Source organism: Streptomyces sp. NBC_00344, from assembly GCF_036088315.1.
GTDB lineage: Bacteria > Actinomycetota > Actinomycetes > Streptomycetales > Streptomycetaceae > Streptomyces.
Window position 1 is genome coordinate 3,793,334 of sequence record NZ_CP107996.1, and the last position, 18,567, is coordinate 3,811,900.

Here is an 18,567-nt window from a genome sequence, read left to right on the forward strand (position 1 = left end):
ATAGGCGTGCTGGATTGACGGCGGCCCCGGTTCTTGCCGGAAGGGGGTCGCCGTTGTCGTTCGTCGGGGGTGGTCAGGCCGCCTGGCTGCCGGGCAGGAGCAGGCCGTCTGCGGTCCTGCGCAGGGCTCCGTTCGCGGTGAGGGCCTTGATCTCGCGGGAGACGGTGCCCTTGTTGAGGCCGGTCCGGTCGGCCACGTCCCTGGCCGTCCGGGCATCGGCCTGCACAGCGGCCAGTACCTTGTCCCGGTTGCTCGCCCCGGACGGTGCGGCCGTCTCCTTGACCAGGTGCAGCGGTCGCGGTGACTGCCCGCCGGTCGACTGCTCCGGGGTCCAGATCGACTTGGGCAGTGCGCGGACGCCCGCGTCGTCGAGGGTCCAGGTGCGGAGCATGCGCGGACCGTAGCCCTTGAGGTAGCCGTGGCCCCGGTACTCGCGGCCGTCGGGGATCTGGTGCGGCGCGTAGTGCGCGCAGTCGTCGAGCGCGACCTGAGCCTGTGTCGTGCCAGCCACCCGCAGCGAGAACCTGGTGAGGAGATTCGGCGCGATCAGCTTGTGCACGCCCGGCGCCCCGCCATCGGTCAGCGGGTACTGCGTCGCCCACCACAGAACGACGCCGCGCGAGCGACCCAGCGAGGACAGCTCAATCAGCCGCTGCAGCCGGTCCTTGTCCTTCATGATCAGGGCCAGGATCACCTGTCCCTCATCCACGACGACGGTGAGCTGACGGCCGTCCCACACGCTGATCCCGCGCTTCTTCATGTCCACCTTGCGGCGGGTCATCTCCGCGTGCGCGTCGTCCACCGCGTCCGTGATCTCCTCCCGTTCCACGGCGACGCGGCACGAGTGCTCCCAAATGTTGGCCTCTTCGCCCTTGCCGTCGATGAGGAGCAGGTCACCGCGCAGGTGCGCGGTGGCCATGAGCGGGCGGAACGACCAGGACTTGCCGGTGCCGGACGCGCCGGACACCAACAGCCGCTCATCGAACGGGATCAGGACCTCATCCCCTGTCTCGGTGTCCAGACCGAGGCTCATCGCCATCGGATCGGACGGGATCCGGTCCGGAGTCCACAGCGAGGAAACGCCCGCGGCTGCCGACCGAGTCGCCAGACTCAGCACGGCCCAGCCGCCGCGCGAGGCGGACGTGATCCGTATCCGCAACGCGGTGCGCGCCCCGAGCAGCGCACGAACCGAGTCGGCCTTGTCCGCAAGCGACTTGACCGTCCACGTGCCATCCAGACGGATCTCACACCGGATGCCGCCCGGCTCCATGGCCGGGGGCGTTGTCACCGTGCCCGACAGGCCACGGTCCGGGGCGTGCTCCACCCAGTACGACGGGTCAAGCCGTTCCATGAGCTGACGCTCTTCCAGCGAGACGGACTCGTCCACCGGCACTCGCAGCGTGCGGCGACCGAGCGCGAGACCGGCCACGTTCGCGCCGACCAGCACGGCCGACGTGGCGGCCGGCCACAGCGTCAGGTGCGAGCCGGACATGACCACGGACGTGACGACCGTGGGCACGGCGTGCAGCGCGTGCGCCTGAATCGCCCGAGCCTTGAGCGTGCTCGGGTAGTTCACCCGCGCCGCCTTGAGCTTGGCCCGGGTGTCGCGCTCGTGCCGCGCGGCTGCCTTGCTCGCCACCCGCGCGGCGCGGCGGCCGGCCGCGAACGGATTGTTCGACGCGGCACGCGCGGTGAGTTGCTGCGACTTGGCGGTGGCCTGTGTGGAGCGTGCGGCGTTGTGCTCCTTCTGCGCCGCCATGAGCGCCTTGAGGTGCTCCGGGGTGCGCAGCTTGTCCCGCCGGTCCGCCTCAAGGTCCCAGCGGACCGCGAACGGAACACAGACGGGCGCGAGTGAATCCAGCGCGTTGTTGGTGGTGTTGGCGGTGGTCGACCATGCTTGCTTCCAGTCCACGAAAGGGTCCTCCAAGACCGTGGATGAGGGCCGGTGCGCCGTTGCGTGGCGTCACCGGCCCGCCCGAGTTGCAGGGGGGCGGGGCTGTCGGTTGCGTCGACAGCCCCGGTTGAACCGCTGCAACCACCTGTGACCTGCGAAGTTGCAGAGTTGAGCGGTGGGGAGGGGTGGGGCCCTACGCGCCCGCGCGCGAGAGCGGCGGAAAATGGGGCCGTGCAACCCCCTCAAGGGGCCCTGTAAGGCCGTTCACGACCCGGGGGATCTCGACCCACATGCGAGGGGGGTCAGGGCTTCTGCGGGGCGTAGAGCGGTTCAGTGTGTGGAGCGGCCGAACCACCGGTTGTTGACCGTGGTGTGATGAACCGTGGCGGGGCGGCTGGCGCCGAGCAGAGCCGGTGCGAGCCGGGAGGCGACGACCGCGATCGCCACCCACATCACCACCGACCCGAGACCGGCCAACGCGCTGACGATTTGGCCTGCACCGACGAGCAGCTGACCGGCCCCGAATCCGGCGCCCCCGGCGAGCAGTCCGCCGGCCGCGAGGCGTTGTGCCCGGGGGTCGAGCAGGGGTTGCGGGGTGAGGTCCCGGGGCTGGTAGGCGGCGGGGGCACTCGGCAGGTGCTCGCGCAGTACGGCGACCATGGACCCGTCGGGTCCGGGGACGTAGACGACGGTGCCCTGTTCGCCGTGCAGTCGCACCGCGCCGGTGAGGGGCGTATCCGGGATGGTTGGCCACCCGGTGAGGGGTGCCATGGCGGTCTCGCGGTATTCGGCGGCAGTCACGAAGTGGTCCTCTCGCTGGTCAAGCCGGGTGTTGGTTGGGGGAGTCCGCGCAGGGCACGCACATGCCGAGTGAGCGCGGGATGCAGTACCCGGCATCCCGGCAGCAGTTCGGACAGGTCCGGCGCGCCCGCATCGCCTTAGCCAGCGCAGCGGCGCGGCCCGGCGTCATCGGCCGGACCGACTTGGCTTTGTCGATGCGATAGAGGTAGGCGACCAGCGGGCCCCGCCGTCGACGGGGGCGCTGGACTTCGGCAGCCACGTCCTGACCACCCGGACGTAGCCCCATTGCACGGAGCTGGCGGCGGGTGGCCATACCGTCCGGGGCGAGGCGCCAGGGGTAGACCGGTAGCGCGGCCATCAGACGGCAGCCTCAGCGGGTTCGCTGTCCTCCGCGCTCTCGCGCAGACGGTTGTTGACCCAGCCGACGGACCAGCCGGTGTCTTCCGCGAGCTGCCGCACCGACTTCTCGCCCTCCCTGAACGACCGGAGGTGGGCGCGAGCTTCGTCCTCGGGCATCTTCGTGAACGGGGTCGGGCGACTGTTCACGGCGGTGTTCACGCCGCCGTTCACGGTGTTCATGCTCTGCCGCTCGACTGCCTCGCGGGTGGTCAGTGAGACGACCTCGCGGGCCTGCTGCTCGCTCCGTGAACGGTCCGCCTGTTCACGCTGTTCACGCCGCACCGCGTCCTCGTGCTGTCGCGCGTTCTGCCGGACGCGCTCGTCGTATTCGCGCTGCTCACGACGGGTCTCAGCCTCGCGGTCGAGGCGTTCACGCTCCATGCGGGCGTTGTGGTCGCGCTCTGCGGTCCGCTCGGAAGCCTCCCGCTCGGCACGTTCTCGTTCCAGGTTTTCGGCGTGATCCCGGGCGGACTGTTCACGCTGTTCACGGTCCGCCCGTTCGCGTTCACGGTAGGCCTGCTGCTGCTGTTCACGTTCTTTGGTCTCAGCGGTCCGTGAACGCTCGATCTTCTCCACGGCCTGGTTGATCGCCCGCCGGTAGGCCAGGCCCGCCTCAGCGGTGACGATCAGCAGGAGCGGCGCCACGGAGTGGACCGCGACACCGACCGCGTCACCGTCCAACGCGCTGTCCCCGATGTTCAGGAGCAGCGTCATGAGGCCGGTCATCCACCGCAGCACGGCCGGCCACGCACCGGAACTTCCCCCGAGCCGGGCCACGGTCGCGTCGAGACGGACCACGATGACCACGGCCGTGTCGACCACGAGCGGCAGGATCGGCGCTGTCGGCTCCCATCCGTCCGGGGTGACCCGTTCGACCAGGGGCGTGACGGTGAGGACGGAGAACAACACCGCACCGGCGGTGATGGCCCACGTCCCGTACGAGAGCGTCTTCTCAGCGGAGCGGATCTGCTCCGGAGACAGGGAGCCGAGCGCACTCATGCGCCGATGCCCTTGCGCTTGGCTGACTGGCGGGTCAGCTCCACTCGCGCGGCCAGCGCCCGACGACGGGCCCTGCGCATTCGGCGCGCGTCCAGCTCGGACGGCACCCGGTCCATGGTGATGATGTAAGCGTCGATCAACTCGATGTCCGCGAGGATGACCGGCATCTCGGTCTCGATCGCGTCCAGCTCCGCATCCGTCGGCTCCATCCAGGGCTCGAATGCGGTAACAGCGTCCTGAACAGTAACGATGTACTTCATTGGGTCGTGTTCCTCTCAGACAGGTTCGGCCCGAACAGCGGCCCCGGTGTTAGAGCACCGGGGCCGCGCGCCGTTTGAAGTCGGTAGATCCGGCTCCCCTCAGCGCTGCTCGTACGAGACGAGCAGCGGAGGCAACCGGCCCGCAGCAGGTGAGCTGCGGAGGGTTGGGGTTGCGCTGTACGTCACGCGGGAGAACCCGCGAGGCCGCCTACTTGGCCGAGGAGAGGCGGCGTGATCCCCATTCAGTTGTCAAAGAACGGCCGCTCCGATGAGCCTGGTAGCCCTCTGATCAGGGGCTCCCGTCTTCACGGGTACTCACCGAGCACTGTCAGTGCAGGCAGACATGCTTAATGGTGTTGCACCACCTGCTCAACTTGTTGGTACAAGCTGATGCAGTGATGCTGCACCCACGGACAGTGAGACGTCAAGGGGGTTGCGCCTACATGTACCAACAAGTTGCGCGAGTGCGTCATGATGGGGCTATGACCAAGCAGCCGAAGTACCGGCAAGTCGCTGACATCCTGCGCCGCGAGATCGACAACGGCACCTACGCGCCGGGGGCGCGGCTGCCCTCGGAGAACGACTTGCAGCAGCGGTTTGACGCGTCCAGGAACACGGTTCGCAACGGGCTAAGCCTGCTGGTCAGTGAAGGTCTGATCACGTCCAGCCAAGGGCTGGGGTACGAGGTCAAGTCGCACGAGGTGTTCGAGCTGAACGCGTCCCGATTCGAGAATCTGACCTTCCCTCAGAACGGGGATGCCTACAGCACAGACGTCACGAACGCCGGCCGCCGGCCCCATCAGACCTTCCGGGTGGAGATGCTGCCAGCTTCGAACCATGTCTCTGAAAGGCTCAAGGTCCCTGCGGGCACGAAGGCCGTGTTGCGGTTTTGTCATCGCTACGTTGACGACGTCCCTTGGTCCACGCAGGCGACCTACTATCCGTCGTGGCTGGTCGACGTCTCACCGCGCTTGGCTGAGCCAGGAGACATCGAGGAGGGCACGACTCGCTACCTGTCATCGCGGGGGATCGAGCAGGTCGGGTACTTCGACGAGATCGCAGCTCGGATGCCCACGCCGGAGGAGGCCCGCCTCCTGGAGATCGGAGCTGGAGTGCCGGTGATGATCTGGACGCGAACGGGCTACTCGACAGACCGCCCGATCCGATGCACGATCACGACGTTCCGAGGGGACCTGAATCGCATGAACTACGAGATTGGCGAACTGGCCGCCCGAAGCGAGAACGCGTGATCATCGCTGTTGCTGAACCGCACGACGTGACCAAGCTGCTTGCCTTTCGCGAGGAGGCGGCGGCTTGGTTGCGGGGTCTTGGGTCCGATCAGTGGAGCCGTCCGTACCCCGCTGACAAGCTGTTGGCCACCATCGAGGCGGGGACGGTGTTCATGCTCCGGGACGGCCATACGACTGCGGGCACGATCACGCTCACCCCGGATGCTGAAGCAGGGCTGTGGACGGACAACGAGCTCACCGAGCCGTCAATGTTCGTCAATAAGCTGACAGTTGCCCGAGAGTACGCCGGTCAGGATCTGGGCGGCCGACTGCTCGACTGGGCTGGCGATCGCGCGCATCGCTCAGGCGCGCAGTGGCTTCGGCTGGACGCCTGGACCGAAAATGGGGCACTCCAGCGGTACTACCTTGCGCATGGCTTCGAGCATGTACGTACGGTCCATGAGGGGGCAGCGGTGAATGGAGGACCTAGGGTCTCCGGATGGCTGGCGCAGCGGGCGGCGCGACCGGCCGACCATGGCTTCGCGGACCAACCCCCCTGCCAAAGAGGCTGTGGTCCGTAGCTTGAGTACGGATTCACTGTGACGTGTCCTGCAAGTGTGTTTAGTCCATGAATGCGCCAGCGACCCGGGGGATAGTGATCGACAATCAGGCCACAAGCGACTCTGCGGACGAAGAGCTTACAGAACGTCTCTATGAGCTAAGAAATACGGTCTGGCAGCGCATGTCTTTCTTAGCAGAGGAAGTGCACGGCGCTCGCTTTCGTGAAGTCGGTGCGGCTGTTAATGAGGCGCTCGTCCGGTGTTTGGTTCATCCCAGACGATTGCGTGATCAAGAGAGATGGGCGTGCGCTCTGTGTTGTGCGCTAATCATACTGGGAGATGGCGCCCTGGTCGTGTTTGCGAATTATGATTCGCTACGAAAATTGGCACCACACGGGAAGGGTGGCGCGGGCTCATTCGGTGCCCCCGAGCTCGTCTTGGGATTTGTAGCTATTGGGTTTTCACTTCTCGGTCTGATGTTTCAGCGAAGGTACGCGATAGTTCGGGTTTATACCGGACGGACGCGTGCTAGCCGCTTAGAGCGGGTGAAAAATAGGCGACCACCAATTGAGGAATTTCATCATTACTTGCCATTGGCATGGTCAGGGTTTGCGGGTCTTTCCGCGCTAACTGTTTGGGAATATTGGGGGGAATGGCCCGCCGGCTGGCTGACTATGCTTGTTTCCAACATCCTGATTGGGTATGCCGCTGGAAAGCTCTCTTTGGTCTTTCTGGGCTGCCTATTCATTCGCTCCACGCCCGGGACTGTGCGCGTGCTTGATAGGTTGGTCTGCTGCCTTTTTGATGCCACAACTGCGCTATTCTTTATGTCCCGGTTCGAGGGGTGTGACGACCGTCGTTTCAGGATGCGTGTTCGGGCTAGCATGTATAATGCAGCAGGTAGTGTAGAAGCCGACTCGACTCCACTACTGTTCACATGGAAGCATGAGAAGAAGCTGCGTTCCGAAATAAGATCCGATCGCGCGAAAGTCGCCGCAGTTATGCGTAGTCTTGCTCGGAAACTCGCTGTAGCCAATAGTGCGGAAGAGCACAAGGAAATTCGCGACGCCATGCTTGCGGGGCTGTTCTTGGCTATCGACGGAAACCTTCCTGGACTCGTGGAGAGTGCGCCAGACGTTTCACGGTCCTCTCGCTTGTCCCGCGTGGCTCGCCATGTGGCTCCCGCTGTTGCGATGATGTTGTTCGCGGTAGTTATACCTCTGCTGCCGGGCGCGAATGAAGCGGCGAGTTCTGTTCGCGTATTTCTAATTGCTACTGCGGCGCTAACGCTGATTCCCGGGACGAGTACCGCAAGGGGGACAATCGAAAGTGCCCTTACTAGATCACTCCCGGGGCAGCAGAAGTAGCGAGTGCAGGACGCTTCCGAGGTGGGCTTGACGAACCTCGGCACTCGGTCCCTCCAGGCCGGGGGAACCACGGACTCGAAGGGCGTCAAGAGGCGCACAGGCTTACCGTCGAGGTATGCCCGACGAAGACCGTGAGTACGTCAAGACGGAGATCCCCAACTACGAGCCAGCGCCGTGCCAGAGCTGTGGTGGCAAGCAGACGTTGGACTGGGTTCGGTCCAACACCGGCAGCTCTGGCGAGCCGTTGTACCTGCCAGGTCTGTCGACTTGTTCGAACTCAGACTGCATCCGCAATGGGGGTGGTGAGTGAAGTCCTCGCGCAGCAGCGGCCTTCCACTCGACTGGTCGGCGGGGACCGCCAAGTTCAGTCTCAGTTCTAGTCTCGGTTGATGCCCTATCCGGCACCGGCCGTACTCGTCCATGGTGGTCCAGTACCTTGCCTGACCTGCGATGCGAGGCCATGAGCGGACTACTGTGGACCTTCTTGGAACAAGCCCGGACAGCTTGTAATGCGTAGGTCGTCGGTTCGAATCCGACAGGAGGCTCTGTGAAAGCCCAGGTCAGATGTCATCTGACCTGGGCTTTCGTCGTCACAGGATGCGGCGGGATCGTCGGGAGCGGGCCGCGCGGCTGTCCGGGCGGTGGTCATCGGGACATGCCGGTCGCGGCCCGTGGCCCGGGCCCGCTCATCCCCTTGCCCGGCCTCATGCCTCCTGTGTCACCGCGTCCCGCTGCTCCGGCACCACCGTGTCCGAGTGGGCCACCACCAGGCTGGGGGCGGGTGCGGTGGCCGGTCGGAAGCGCCGCGGGACCAGAGTGAGGAAGCGTTCCGCGTGATGCTCCTCGTGCTGGTCGATCCGGCGGGCCTCCAGCAGCTGGCGCAGGCTCAGCAGGCCTTCGAGCCGGTCGGGGTTGTCACGGTTGATGATCACGACCCTGGTGACGTGGTGGGTGGCCATCCGGTTGGCGATGGTCCGGAGCGTTTCGTCGTCGTACGCGGTCACCGCGGGCCTGGCGAGTGCGCCCAGCGGGGTGCGGTCGTCCGGGGCGCTGTCCAGGAAGTCGGAGCGGGTGACGACACCGGCCAGGTGTCCGGCCGGGTCCATGACCGGGTAGAGCCGCTGGGCGAGGAATCCGGCGACATCGTGGCTGCCCCGGGGCGCGGCCAGTTCCCGCTTGATGTCGGCCACGGTCTCGTCCGTACGGAACGTGGCGGTGATCGGGGATTCCAGCTGGCGTACGAGATGGACCTCCAGGGGATCCACCGAGTACTCCCGGGTGAGGTGCAGTCCGCGGCGGGCGATCTTCTCGGTGAGGACCGACCGCTTGAGGGCGATCACCGAGAGCAGGTAGGCGGAGGACGCGGTGATCACCATGGGGAGCATCGCGTTCATCTCATGGGTCAGTTCGAGACAGAAGACGATGCCGGTCAGCGGGGAGCGCATCACTCCGCCCAGCACGCCGGCCAGTGAGACCAGAGCCCAGAAGCCGGGGCTCACCGTGGTGAAGACGAGGCCTTCGGCGGCTCCCAGCGCGCCGCCGATCATGAACATCGGGGCGAGAACGCCGCCGGAGGTACCGGAACCGAGGGAGAGGCCCCAGATGAGGGTCTTGACCACCAGGATCCCGACGATCAGACCCACGGTGGCCCGGCCGGTGAGGAGTTGGTCGATGACGTCGTATCCGACGCCGAGGGCGCGGGGTTCGACCAGTCCGCCGGTGCCGATGATCAGGCCGCCGATGGCGGGCCACCACATCCAGTGCAGCGGGAGCTTGGCGAACATGTCCTCGGAGAAGTAGACGATGGCGGTCGCGCCGAGCGCGAGCAGGCCCGCGGCGAGTCCGGAGACCACGCACAGGCCGTACGCGGACATCGGCAGGTGAGCCGGGACGTGGGCGCCGCCGAACAGCGGTGCGGTACCCAGGATCGGGCCCCGGACCAGGGTCGCGACGACGGCGGCGACGGCGACGGGGATGTACGACCGGGGACGCCACTCGAAGAGCAGCAGTTCGACGGCGAGCAGGATCGCGGCCAGCGGGGAGTTGAAGGTGGCGGCCATACCGGCGGCGGACCCGGCGACCAGCAGCGTCTTGCGTTCGTCGGTGGTGACGTGGAGGAACTGGGCGAGGATCGAACCGACAGCGCCGCCGGTCATGATGATCGGTCCCTCGGCGCCGAACGGTCCGCCGGTGCCGATGCCGATGGCCGACGACACCGGTTTGAGGACGGCCAGCCGCGGCTGCACCTTGCTGCCGCCGACCAGGATCGACTCGATGGCTTCCGGCATGCCGTGACCTCGGATCTTCTCCGATCCGTAGCGGGCCATCACCCCGATGACCAGGCCGCCGGCGACGGGCATGAGGAGGATCAGCCACCAGTGCGAGGTGGAGCCGGGTGTGGTGGCGCCGAAGGAGAACTGCCCGTGGAAGCAGAGGTTGGTGAACAGGGCGATCAGCTTGAGCAGGCCCACCGCGACCAGGGCGGCCGCCACGCCCACCGGCACGGCGAGTACGGCGATCAGTGCGACCCGGGGCGGGACGTGGAAGTCGCCCAGCCCGGCGATCTTCCGCGCGGCGGGATGCGGCTTGGCCGACAGCTTCGGTGAGGCCCGTTCGCCGGGGCCGTGGTTCGGTTTCCGGGCGTGGTCGGGTGTGGTCACGGGGTACCTCCGTGGGACGGTGCAGGCAGGGGCAGTGCCGTCACGGGCGCGCACGGACGAGGCGGTCGGCGTCCGCGGATGTGCGGTGCCGGCGCCTGCGGGTGGCTCACGCGATGGCGGGGCGGGCGTCATTGCCCTGGGAGCTGCCGATGCCCCGTGCGGAGGGCGGCAGAACGGTGTGGGCGGTCCGCGGCGCGCTGCGGCGCCGTACGTGGATGCCCGGATACTGGGGTGATGGAACGACGGGGCCAACGCTACCATTGCAGACTGCAATGATGGTCGCGGCCGATGAGCAGTGCGACCGGCAGTTCAATGAGCCGCGCGCCTTGGCCGAGTTGTGGACCGTGCCATGGGCAGCCGGGTGAGCAGAACGGTGGACGGACCGATGACAGGCGAGCCGCAGGGGCCGGGCGGCCGGGCCGGGGTGACCGGTCATACGCAGGACACCGCCGACGAGGTGACAGCGGCGGTGATGGCGGCCGCGCGGCTGCTGGTCGGGCTCTCGGCGCGGGCGCTCGCCGAGGTGGGCAGCGCGCTGACCCTTCCGCAGTTGCGGACGCTGGTGGTGCTCGACAGCAGTGGACCGGTGAAGCTCGCGGCGCTGGCGGCCACGCTGGGGGTCAACGCGTCGACGGCGATGCGGATGGTCGACCGGCTGGAGGCGGGCGGCCTGGTGAACCGCAAGGTCAACCCGCAGAACCGGCGGGAGGTCGTGCTCCGCACCACGGACGAGGGCGCGGGTCTGGTGGCCACCGTTCTGGAGCACCGGCACCGGGAGATCGCAGCACTGGTGGACCGGCTGCCCGTCGATGTGCGGTCCGGCCTTGTCGTCGGCCTGCGGGCGCTGACCGAGGCCGCGGACGGCCCGGATGCGCCCGCAGCCGCCGTCCGCGATGTGCTCATGGACGGCACCGGGCTCTGAACACCCGCAGGGTGCCCGCCGTCGTCGCCGCCAATGACGTTGCCCCGTACGATCCTTGGGCAGTCCGAGACCGGACGGGATACGGGGGAACGGGTGGCACACCAGGACGCGCAGGCCGAGACGCCTCAGCAGATGAAGCAACGGGCAACAAAACTGCGGGACTGCGCGCGCCGCGCGCGTGGACTGGCGGGGGCGCTCGGACCGTATCTGGACCAGACGGTGAACCAGGCGACCGCCGCGCCCCCCATATGGGCCGGTCCCTATGCGGAGAGCACCACAGTGACGCTGGCTCAGCGCCAGAGGTATCTGCGCGACATGGCCGATGACCTCCTGAAGGACGTGGCCCGCTGGGAGTCCGAGGCCGGCCGGATCGAGAACGAGGCGACGAAACAGGCCGCCAAGAAGCCCGGAGGGCAGCACTGATGACCTTCCGCGGTTTCGACAGTGGGCAGATACGTGCCATGGCCGGCCATATGAAGAAGATCGGGCCGGGCGCCCGCAGGCTGCACGGCGACGTGGCGGGTGTTCTGCGGGAGGCGCAGGGCCTGTTGGACGGGAAACCGGCGACGACCAGTCCGCGGCTTGAACCCCTGGTCGGACAGATCCTGCCGCTGTTCTATTCGGGGCTGCCGGCATCGCTCCACCCGGAACTCGACGACACGTCGGCCTCGCTGTCCCGGCGCTGCGCCCAGATAGACGGTATTCAGCAGCTGGAGCTCAAGGGCTATCACGTCGACCCCAGCCTGTATTTCGACGACGAGTCCGCGCCGGACCAGAAGAAGATCGATGACGCCCTCTCGTACTTCGATGACCACATCGACGACTCCGGTGGCTTCCTGTGGTCCAACTCGGCTCAGGGTGCGCAGGAGGTGCTGGACAACTTCAAGGCCCTGTCGCCCGCCGAACTCGACGCAGTGATGAGCCGTATGACCCCAAAGCAGGTTCAGCAGCTCAACAGCCAGCTGGGCGAGGGCTCTTCGTGGTGGGGTGCGGGCGGCGCGGACGGCAGCGTCAAGGCCCAGTGGGTCAACATGCTGACGAAGGGCCTCGGTCCGGCCACGCTGGCCAGGATCACACCCGAGCTGTCCAACCTGCGGTTCGAGCCCGACTCGGACACCCAGTACACCGACGGGCTGAAGTACCAGCCCGTGGACGGCACACTCTTCGGCCCGAACGGTGTGGACATCAAGCACGACCTGCACCAGGGCCAGGACGGTGACTGCTGGTTCCTCTCCTCGCTCGCCGCCATCTCCGAGCGGGACCCGTCGTTCTTCCAGCAGCACATCACGCAGAACCCGAACGGGACGTACACCGTCACCTTCTACCAGCAGGGCCCGCTCCCCGGGATGCCCGCGCGGCCCGTCGAGATCACCGTCGACAACAGACTGCCCACGGGTTCCGACGGCGGCCCGGCGTACGCCAAAGCGCCCGATCAGGTGATGTGGGTGGCGATCTACGAGAAGGCGTACGCGCAGTACCGCGGCGGCTACGGGAAGATCGACGGCGGCTGGGGCGACGTCGGTCTGCGTGACCTCACCGGGCAGCCCACGCAACGCACGGACACCGGCGACCTGTCGTTGTCCGACATCAGCGAAAAGATCAAGGACGGCCAGGCCGTCACCTCCGGCACCCGGGGCGACGGGGACGTGCATGACGACCGTATCGTCAGCGGACATGAGTACTCCGTGGAGCGGGTCGACATGAACGCTGATCCCCCCACCATCACTCTGCTCAATCCCTGGGGCAGTGGGGGCGTGGAGAACGGCAAGGTCATGCCGCAGGAGATCACTCTGACCCAGGACGAGTACCGCAGGAACTTCGACGAAATCGGCCTCACCAGGACGGGAGTCTGACCCCCATGCCCGAGACCTTCCGCCTCGGTCGGCGTGGCCAGTTCAGCCACGGTGACCTCACGCTGGGCATCGTGCGGACCGGCACCGACCCGGAGGATCCGTACGCCCGGTTGAACATCGTCGACCGCGGTTCGGACTACGGCGAGATCCGGGATGTCCGTGTCGGCGACGAAATTCGTATCGGCGTTCATGTCCTCGTCTTCACCGAGGTGGTCCCCGGTACCAGGGACGGCCATATCGCCTTCACCCTCGACCGGGAGCCCCAGCAGTGAGAGTCAGCCCTTCCCGTCGTGCCCGGTGGATCATCCCGGTGGTGGTGCTGCTGGCCGTGGCCGCCGCCGTCGTGGGTGTCGTCGTTTCCAGGTCCTCCGGTGCGCACAACGGCACCGCCGACCGGCCACCGCCCCTGGGTTCGCCTGCTGCCGGTGTGCAGCGCCTCACGGTGATACCGGTGGGCAACCCCTCCGATCCGACCGGTGGGGTCACTCTCGCCGACGGCACCAAGGTGGGACTGGGACTGCTCAAGCGCTACGACGGCACGGCGCCGCACACCGCCCGGATCGATGTGCTGGTGGGCGGTGACACCGGCAAGGCGCACTTCCATACGGTGAGGCAGGGGGACACGATCACCGACTACGGCGTCACGATCAAGATTCTCAGGATCTGGCGCGTCGGTGATCCGGCCCATGACGCCGTCGACGTCCGGGCCGAACCGGTCGCGTCCTGAAACGCGCGGCCGGTCCGGCCGGGGAGGGGCGCTACGAGGAGTAGCCCGATCCCAGGCCTCGTACCACGTAGGCGCATTCCGTGTAGGTGTAACCGGACCGGATCCTGGCGCTGTTGCTTCCGGCGGTGGTCACCGAGCTGTCCGCGGACTTGTGCAGGAAGTACGTGGTGCCGGGGGGAAGGGTGATGGTCCTCTTCGGGTAGCTCTTGCTGCCCTTGCAGGCGCTGAGCTGCGCGGAGACGTCGCTGGAGTAGGTCGAGCAACTGCCGCACGCCTTGAGTTCGAAGCTGCCGGTGACGGGTCCGGTGTAGAGGATCTCGACCTTGTCGGGGCTGTCGTTGCTTATGGTGACGGGGATGCCGCCGCCGGAGGCCAGGGAGGGCAGGTGGGTGCCCGCGGCCGGCTCCTTCTTGGCGATCTCGGCGGCGATGGCGATCTTCTGGGCGCGCGCCCGGTTCCTGTCGTGCCGGTAGGTGCCGGTGAAGTCGTTCATCGTGGTGAGCGCCGCGTCGAAGTCGCCGTCCTTGTACTGGTCGACGCCGCATGCGTACGTACCCGACTGGACCTTCCGGTCGGCGTCGGCGGCGTCCCTGGTCAGCGCTTCCGCACTGCCGGTCTTTCCGCTCTGCAGCTGGCGCGCCTGACTGCCGAGGGTGCGCAGCCGGTCGGTGGCCGCGCAGGGCTGGTCGCCTGCGACATCCTTGGCGGCCTTGCCGATCGCGGAGCTGACGGCCGGTTCCACCTTGGCGGCCTGCGGGGACCCGGGGAAGGTGGCCAGCAGTTCGCCGAGGTTCCCGGTCGGTGACGCGACGTCACCTTCGGTGCCGAGGCCGGCGAGTCCGCAGGTGTAGAGCGAGGTGGCCAGGCGATCGTCCGGCCAGTCGGCCAGCGAGCCCAGACGCTTGCTGCCGAACGTGCCGGGGACGGTGCGCAGATAGGTCAGCGGTTCTATCGCGTCGCAGTATTTCTGCCGGCTGTACGGGGTGCCGACCGCTGCGTAGTACGCCTTCATGCTGGCCGGGACCCGTCCGGCCGCGCGGGAGTCCGGGTGGTTGGCATCCAGGTCGTGGTAGGTGACGAGCGCTGTCCGGTAGTCGGGCCGCGCGGTCGTGAACGGTTTGGCGGCGGCGGTGGTGACCAGTTCGTCGGCGGTGTCGAGGCGGTCGAGCAGCATCTGCTCGGTGGCCTCGTCGCGTGCGCCGTCGTAGGACGCGACGCCGCCGGCGGGGACGGCCAGGAGGACCACGCCGAGCAGTACGGCGAGCGGGGCCCTGGGCGGCCAGGACAGCGGGGTGCGCAGGCCGCGGACCGCGCCGTGCACGGCGGCAAGTACGAGGACGGCGAGGTAGCCGAGCAGGGCGGCCCCCGGGACGCCGTCCGGGTCCGCCGGCAGGGCGACCAGCAGCAGGATGCCGGTCGCGATCCAGCACGCGGCCAGCGCGAGCCAGTTGCGGATGAGGGCGTAACCGAGTCCGAGGCCGCTGAGGTTGAGCAACGCCACGGCGGCGGCCCGGAGCGGATCGGCGGGCCCGGGCGGTATCCGCGGCGGTACGGGCGGGGGCGGCGGCGCACCGAAGGGGAACCCGGCGCCGCCGTATCCGCCGGGCCCGGGCGGCGGGCCGAATCCGGCCCGCCGGTCGGATTCGTTTTCTGCGCTGTCCTGCTGGTCCCCGGACATGGCGACTCCCCCCAGTCGTCGGGCGCGCCTCGGCGCGCCCTCCCCCATTGATCGCGGGCCGGTGCCTGCGGCGACGCCCCGTTCCTGTGTGTTTACCACGAATGGGGGTGCGCCGAACTCCCGATATCGGGACGACGGTGACCGTCGGACCCACCGGACAAGCGGAGTTGGCCGTTCAGCGTCCGGCGATGCGGTCGGCGATGGTGGCGATGCGGTCGGTGGTCGTGCCGTGCCGGGTGAGTTCGCGGTGGTCGGCGGCCCGGTAGGCCCGGTACATCCCGTGGACTCCCAGCCAGCGCAGTGGCTCGGGTTCCCACTTGCGGACCTTGTGGTTGACCCAGGGGAGGGTGGTGAGGTCGGTGGGCCCCGACTGGCCGGAGTCCTGCTGGATCAGGTCGCGCAGGGTGCGGGCCGCGAGGTTGGCGGTGGCGACGCCGGAGCCCACGTAGCCGCCGGCCCACCCGAGACCGGTCGAGCGGTCCAGGGTGACGGTGGCACACCAGTCGCGGGGGACGCCGAGGACGCCGGACCAGGCGTGGTCGATCCGTACGCCCGCCGCGGTGGGGAAGAAGCGGACCAGGATCTCGCGCAGCGCCTCGATGGTGGCGGGGCTGGTGCGGCCGTCGTTGTCGGTCTTCGATCCGAAGCGGTACGGCACTCCCCGCCCGCCGATCGCGATCCGGTTGTCGGCGGTGCGCTGGGCGTACATGTACGCATGGGCCATGTCGCCGAGTGTTTCGCGGCCCTCCCAGCCGATGGTGTCCCAGAGGGACTCGGGCAGGGGCTCGGTGGCGATCATGGATGAGTTCATCGGGAGCCAGGTGCGGCGGGCGCCCTTGAGGCCGGCGGTGAAGCCCTCGGTGCAGCGCAGCACATAGGGGGCGCGGACCGTGCCGTACGGGGTGATGGCGTGCTTCGGCCGGATCTCGGTGACCGGGGTGGACTCATGGATGGTGACGCCCAGGGCCTCGACGGTCTCGGCGAGCCCCTTGGCCAGTTTCACGGGGTGCAGACGGGCGCCGTGCGGTGTCCAGGTGGAGCCGACCGCGCCGGTGACCCTGATCCGCTCGGCGGTCTCGCGGGCGCCGTGCAGGGTGCGGTCCTTCTCGCCGAAGGCCACTTCGACCGAGTAGAAGTCCTTGAGGCGCTGCAGCTGGGCGGGTGTGCGGGCGACTTCGAGGACACCGCCCCGGTGGATGTCGGCGTCGATGGACTCGTCGGCGGCGGTGGTGATGACCTCGGTCACGGTGTCGTTCATGGCCTGCTGGAGGCGGACCGCGGCGTCGTGGCCGTGCAGTTTCGCGTAGCGGTCGCGCCCGGCGATGCCGTTGTACAGCCAGCCGCCGTTGCGGCCCGATGCGCCGTATCCGCAGAATTTGGCTTCCAGGACGGTGATGCTCAGGAAGGGCACGGCCTTCTTGAGGTAGTAGGCGGTCCACAGTCCGGTGTAGCCGCCGCCGACGATGACCACGTCCGCTGTGGCGTCGCCGGGCAGCGGTTCGCGTGCGAGGGGTGTGCCCTGGTCCGCGTACCAGAACGATATGCCGCCGTTGACGGTGCTCATAGAAGCCTCTGATTGCTGGATCCGGACCGCTCGGTGTCCCGCCGGCGGTTGCCGGGAGCGTAGCGCCAGGCTGCCCGCAGCGCGCCTCGGGGGTTGCGTACCGGGCGCCCGCGGGTGACCGGGTACCAGGCGAGGCCGGTCAGGACGGAGATGAAGTGCCCGAGGTCGGTGAAGGTGCGGCCGATGATCAGCGGTGTGGTGCAGAGGGTCAGGACGACGGCGAGATATCCGTAGCGCCAGGGCGGTGCGATGCGGTAGGTCAGTACACCGACGATGCCGGCCAGGGCATAACTCACCCCCACGTCAAGGGTGTTGACGGCGGACTGGGGGGCCTGGCCGATGCGGATGGCCCACAGGAGCGCGCCTTCGCTGATGAAGGAGGCGACGATGTGGGCGCCGGCGGCCACCGCCAGCCAGCGAGCGGTGCCGAGCCAGCGTTCGGCTTCGGCGTGGAACACGGCGTAGAGCACGGCATAGGGGAGCCAGTGGCCGCTGTCGATCCACATCGCGCTCTGGATCAGCACCCGGACCGGATGGACGGACAGCTCATGGATATTGGTGGAGCGCCTGCCGAGGAAGTCCCTCGCGGACCCCGGCGACATCTGGTGCAGGGCGATGGTGGTGCAGAGCAGGACCAGCAGCCAGACACAGGTGCCGGGGGCGCTGCGCAGAAACGAGCGGACGGCGGTGGCGGCGCGGGTCATGATGCCGATTGTGCTGGCCGCGGCTTCGGGGCGCGGCGCGCACGCGCCGGACGGATGACGGAAGGGAACGGACGATGACCGGAATGTCGGCCGGCGGGACGGATTTTCTCCGGCGTTGGGGGTTGCGCCAGGAGGGGCCGCCGATGCGCGGGCGGGTCGCGGTCGTGCTGCCGGTGGTGCGTACGTCCGACGGGACGCGGGCCGCGCTGAAGATGCAGCATGTCGACGAGGAGACGGTGGGGGAGCCGGTCGCGTTGCGGATCTGGGCGGGGGACGGGGCCGTGCGGCTCATCGATGCCGATGCGGCGACCGGGACGCTGCTCCTCGAGCGCCTCGACGAGGGCCGCCCGCTGGCGTGCGTTCCGGATGTGCTGGAGGCCACCGGGATCATCGCGGGACTGCTCGCGCGGCTCACCTGCCGCCCGGCTCCCGGGGGAATGCGCCGGCTCGGGGAGATCGCGGCCCGGATGCTCGACGAGGTACCTGAGGCGGTGGATCTCCTGGCCGATGAGGGGGACCGGCGGCTGCTGAGGAGCTGTGCGTCGGCGGTGCGGGAAGTGGCGGGTGAGCCGGGGGACCGGCTGCTGCACTGGGACCTGCACTTCGACAATGTGCTGGCGGCCGGGCGGGAGCCCTGGCTGGTCATCGATCCGAAGCCACTGGCCGGTGATCCGGGCTTCGAGCTGATGCCCGCCTTGTGGAACCGCCTCGGTGAAGGGCTGCTGCCGCGCCGCTTCGATGTGTTGACCGGGTCCCTCGGCCTCGACCGGGAGCGGGCACGCGCCTGGACGCTGGGCCGGGTGCTGCAGAACTGTCTGTGGGCGGTCGGGCAGGGCGAGCGTTCGCTGCCTGCCGAGATGCGGGAGATCGCAGGCGCGCTGGGGGTGAAGGGCCCGCGGTGAGGGGGCTTCGGGTGCGTGCCCTGCGCGGAGCGTCGAGGCGGCGCGGGT

Annotated in this window: 17 protein-coding genes; 8 read left to right on the plus strand and 9 right to left on the minus strand. The window is 68.1% G+C overall.

The features are described 5' to 3' along the window. Positions 1 to 73: 73 nt before the first annotated feature. The 5 genes from OHS16_RS17135 to OHS16_RS17155 form a co-directional block, all read right to left on the minus strand. Positions 74 to 1,912 carry a helix-turn-helix domain-containing protein gene (locus tag OHS16_RS17135; protein ID WP_328538077.1) on the minus strand — a complete coding sequence of 613 codons (1,839 nt, stop codon included), beginning with the start codon at positions 1,910 to 1,912 and terminating at the stop codon, positions 74 to 76. Positions 1,913 to 2,224: 312 nt separating this feature from the next. Further along, entirely contained in the window at positions 2,225 to 2,695 is a 471-nt protein-coding gene (locus OHS16_RS17140) for a hypothetical protein (protein ID WP_328538078.1), read from the minus strand. Positions 2,696 to 2,714: 19 nt separating this feature from the next. After that, entirely contained in the window at positions 2,715 to 3,053 is a 339-nt protein-coding gene (locus OHS16_RS17145; RefSeq protein ID WP_328538079.1) for an RRQRL motif-containing zinc-binding protein, read from the minus strand. Beyond that, a complete protein-coding gene (locus tag OHS16_RS17150; protein ID WP_328538080.1) occupies positions 3,053 to 4,093 on the minus strand; it encodes a DUF2637 domain-containing protein in 1,041 nt (346 codons plus the stop codon). Before OHS16_RS17150 ends, OHS16_RS17145 begins: the two co-directional genes overlap by 1 nt. After that, positions 4,090 to 4,353, minus strand: a complete 264-nt coding sequence (locus tag OHS16_RS17155) for a DUF6284 family protein (protein ID WP_328538081.1) — start codon at positions 4,351 to 4,353, stop codon at positions 4,090 to 4,092. Before OHS16_RS17155 ends, OHS16_RS17150 begins: the two co-directional genes overlap by 4 nt. A gap of 482 nt (positions 4,354 to 4,835) precedes the next feature. Between OHS16_RS17155 and OHS16_RS17160 the strand changes: the two genes are divergently transcribed. Beyond that, a complete protein-coding gene (locus tag OHS16_RS17160) occupies positions 4,836 to 5,603 on the plus strand; it encodes a GntR family transcriptional regulator (protein ID WP_328538082.1) in 768 nt (255 codons plus the stop codon). Then, positions 5,600 to 6,163, plus strand: coding sequence for a GNAT family N-acetyltransferase (locus OHS16_RS17165; RefSeq protein WP_328538083.1), 564 nt, complete (start codon positions 5,600 to 5,602; stop codon positions 6,161 to 6,163). Before OHS16_RS17160 ends, OHS16_RS17165 begins: the two co-directional genes overlap by 4 nt. A 2,050-nt stretch (positions 6,164 to 8,213) precedes the next feature. Here OHS16_RS17165 and OHS16_RS17170 read toward each other — a convergent pair. Next, complete coding sequence (locus OHS16_RS17170) at positions 8,214 to 10,169, minus strand: chloride channel protein (RefSeq protein ID WP_328538084.1); 1,956 nt, start codon at positions 10,167 to 10,169, stop codon at positions 8,214 to 8,216. 385 nt (positions 10,170 to 10,554) lie between these two features. On the opposite strand from OHS16_RS17170, the gene OHS16_RS17175 reads away from it, so the two are divergent. The 5 genes from OHS16_RS17175 (at position 10,555) to OHS16_RS17195 (ending at position 13,671) form a co-directional block, all read left to right on the plus strand. Continuing rightward, positions 10,555 to 11,091 (plus strand): MarR family winged helix-turn-helix transcriptional regulator, encoded by a 537-nt coding sequence (locus OHS16_RS17175; protein WP_443042634.1) that lies wholly within the window; start codon positions 10,555 to 10,557, stop codon positions 11,089 to 11,091. Between the two features lie 93 nt (positions 11,092 to 11,184). Further along, positions 11,185 to 11,514 carry a hypothetical protein gene (locus OHS16_RS17180; protein ID WP_328538085.1) on the plus strand — a complete coding sequence of 110 codons (330 nt, stop codon included), beginning with the start codon at positions 11,185 to 11,187 and terminating at the stop codon, positions 11,512 to 11,514. Further along, on the plus strand, positions 11,514 to 12,944 hold the full coding sequence (locus OHS16_RS17185) for a C2 family cysteine protease (protein WP_328538086.1): 1,431 nt from the start codon (positions 11,514 to 11,516) through the stop codon (positions 12,942 to 12,944). The genes OHS16_RS17180 and OHS16_RS17185 overlap by 1 nt, the downstream gene beginning before the upstream one ends. A gap of 5 nt (positions 12,945 to 12,949) precedes the next feature. After that, on the plus strand, positions 12,950 to 13,216 hold the full coding sequence (locus OHS16_RS17190) for a hypothetical protein (protein ID WP_328538087.1): 267 nt from the start codon (positions 12,950 to 12,952) through the stop codon (positions 13,214 to 13,216). Then, the gene (locus OHS16_RS17195) at positions 13,213 to 13,671 is read left to right on the plus strand and encodes a hypothetical protein (protein WP_328538088.1); all 459 of its coding nucleotides are present in this window, start codon (positions 13,213 to 13,215) and stop codon (positions 13,669 to 13,671) included. Before OHS16_RS17190 ends, OHS16_RS17195 begins: the two co-directional genes overlap by 4 nt. Positions 13,672 to 13,702: 31 nt before the next feature. Here OHS16_RS17195 and OHS16_RS17200 read toward each other — a convergent pair whose 3' ends face one another. The 3 genes from OHS16_RS17200 to OHS16_RS17210 form a co-directional block, all read right to left on the minus strand. Beyond that, positions 13,703 to 15,349, minus strand: coding sequence for a hypothetical protein (locus OHS16_RS17200; protein ID WP_328538089.1), 1,647 nt, complete (start codon positions 15,347 to 15,349; stop codon positions 13,703 to 13,705). A 175-nt stretch (positions 15,350 to 15,524) separates the two neighbouring features. Next, positions 15,525 to 16,913: an NAD(P)/FAD-dependent oxidoreductase gene (locus tag OHS16_RS17205; RefSeq protein WP_328538090.1), complete on the minus strand. Its 1,389-nt coding sequence runs from the start codon at positions 16,911 to 16,913 to the stop codon at positions 15,525 to 15,527. Beyond that, positions 16,910 to 17,617, minus strand: a complete 708-nt coding sequence (locus tag OHS16_RS17210) for a rhomboid-like protein (RefSeq protein ID WP_328538091.1) — start codon at positions 17,615 to 17,617, stop codon at positions 16,910 to 16,912. The genes OHS16_RS17205 and OHS16_RS17210 overlap by 4 nt, the downstream gene beginning before the upstream one ends. Before the next feature lie 74 nt (positions 17,618 to 17,691). Between OHS16_RS17210 and OHS16_RS17215 the strand changes: the two genes are divergently transcribed. Further along, positions 17,692 to 18,519 carry an aminoglycoside phosphotransferase family protein gene (locus OHS16_RS17215; RefSeq protein ID WP_443042635.1) on the plus strand — a complete coding sequence of 276 codons (828 nt, stop codon included), beginning with the start codon at positions 17,692 to 17,694 and terminating at the stop codon, positions 18,517 to 18,519. Positions 18,520 to 18,567 lie beyond the last annotated feature (48 nt).

Bases quoted from the DNA above. Each gene is read 5' to 3' on its own strand.
- OHS16_RS17200 (WP_328538089.1), bottom strand. From the start codon at position 15,349: ATGTCCGGGGACCAGCAGGACAGCGCAGAAAACGAATCCGACCGGCGG.
- OHS16_RS17185 (WP_328538086.1), top strand. From the start codon at position 11,514: ATGACCTTCCGCGGTTTCGACAGTGGGCAGATACGTGCCATGGCCGGC.
- OHS16_RS17150 (WP_328538080.1), bottom strand. From the start codon at position 4,093: ATGAGTGCGCTCGGCTCCCTGTCTCCGGAGCAGATCCGCTCCGCTGAG.
- OHS16_RS17160 (WP_328538082.1), top strand. From the start codon at position 4,836: ATGACCAAGCAGCCGAAGTACCGGCAAGTCGCTGACATCCTGCGCCGC.
- OHS16_RS17155 (WP_328538081.1), bottom strand. From the start codon at position 4,353: ATGAAGTACATCGTTACTGTTCAGGACGCTGTTACCGCATTCGAGCCC.
- OHS16_RS17205 (WP_328538090.1), bottom strand. From the start codon at position 16,913: ATGAGCACCGTCAACGGCGGCATATCGTTCTGGTACGCGGACCAGGGC.
- OHS16_RS17210 (WP_328538091.1), bottom strand. From the start codon at position 17,617: ATGACCCGCGCCGCCACCGCCGTCCGCTCGTTTCTGCGCAGCGCCCCC.
- OHS16_RS17145 (WP_328538079.1), bottom strand. From the start codon at position 3,053: ATGGCCGCGCTACCGGTCTACCCCTGGCGCCTCGCCCCGGACGGTATG.
- OHS16_RS17190 (WP_328538087.1), top strand. From the start codon at position 12,950: ATGCCCGAGACCTTCCGCCTCGGTCGGCGTGGCCAGTTCAGCCACGGT.
- OHS16_RS17175 (WP_443042634.1), top strand. From the start codon at position 10,555: ATGACAGGCGAGCCGCAGGGGCCGGGCGGCCGGGCCGGGGTGACCGGT.
- OHS16_RS17215 (WP_443042635.1), top strand. From the start codon at position 17,692: ATGACCGGAATGTCGGCCGGCGGGACGGATTTTCTCCGGCGTTGGGGG.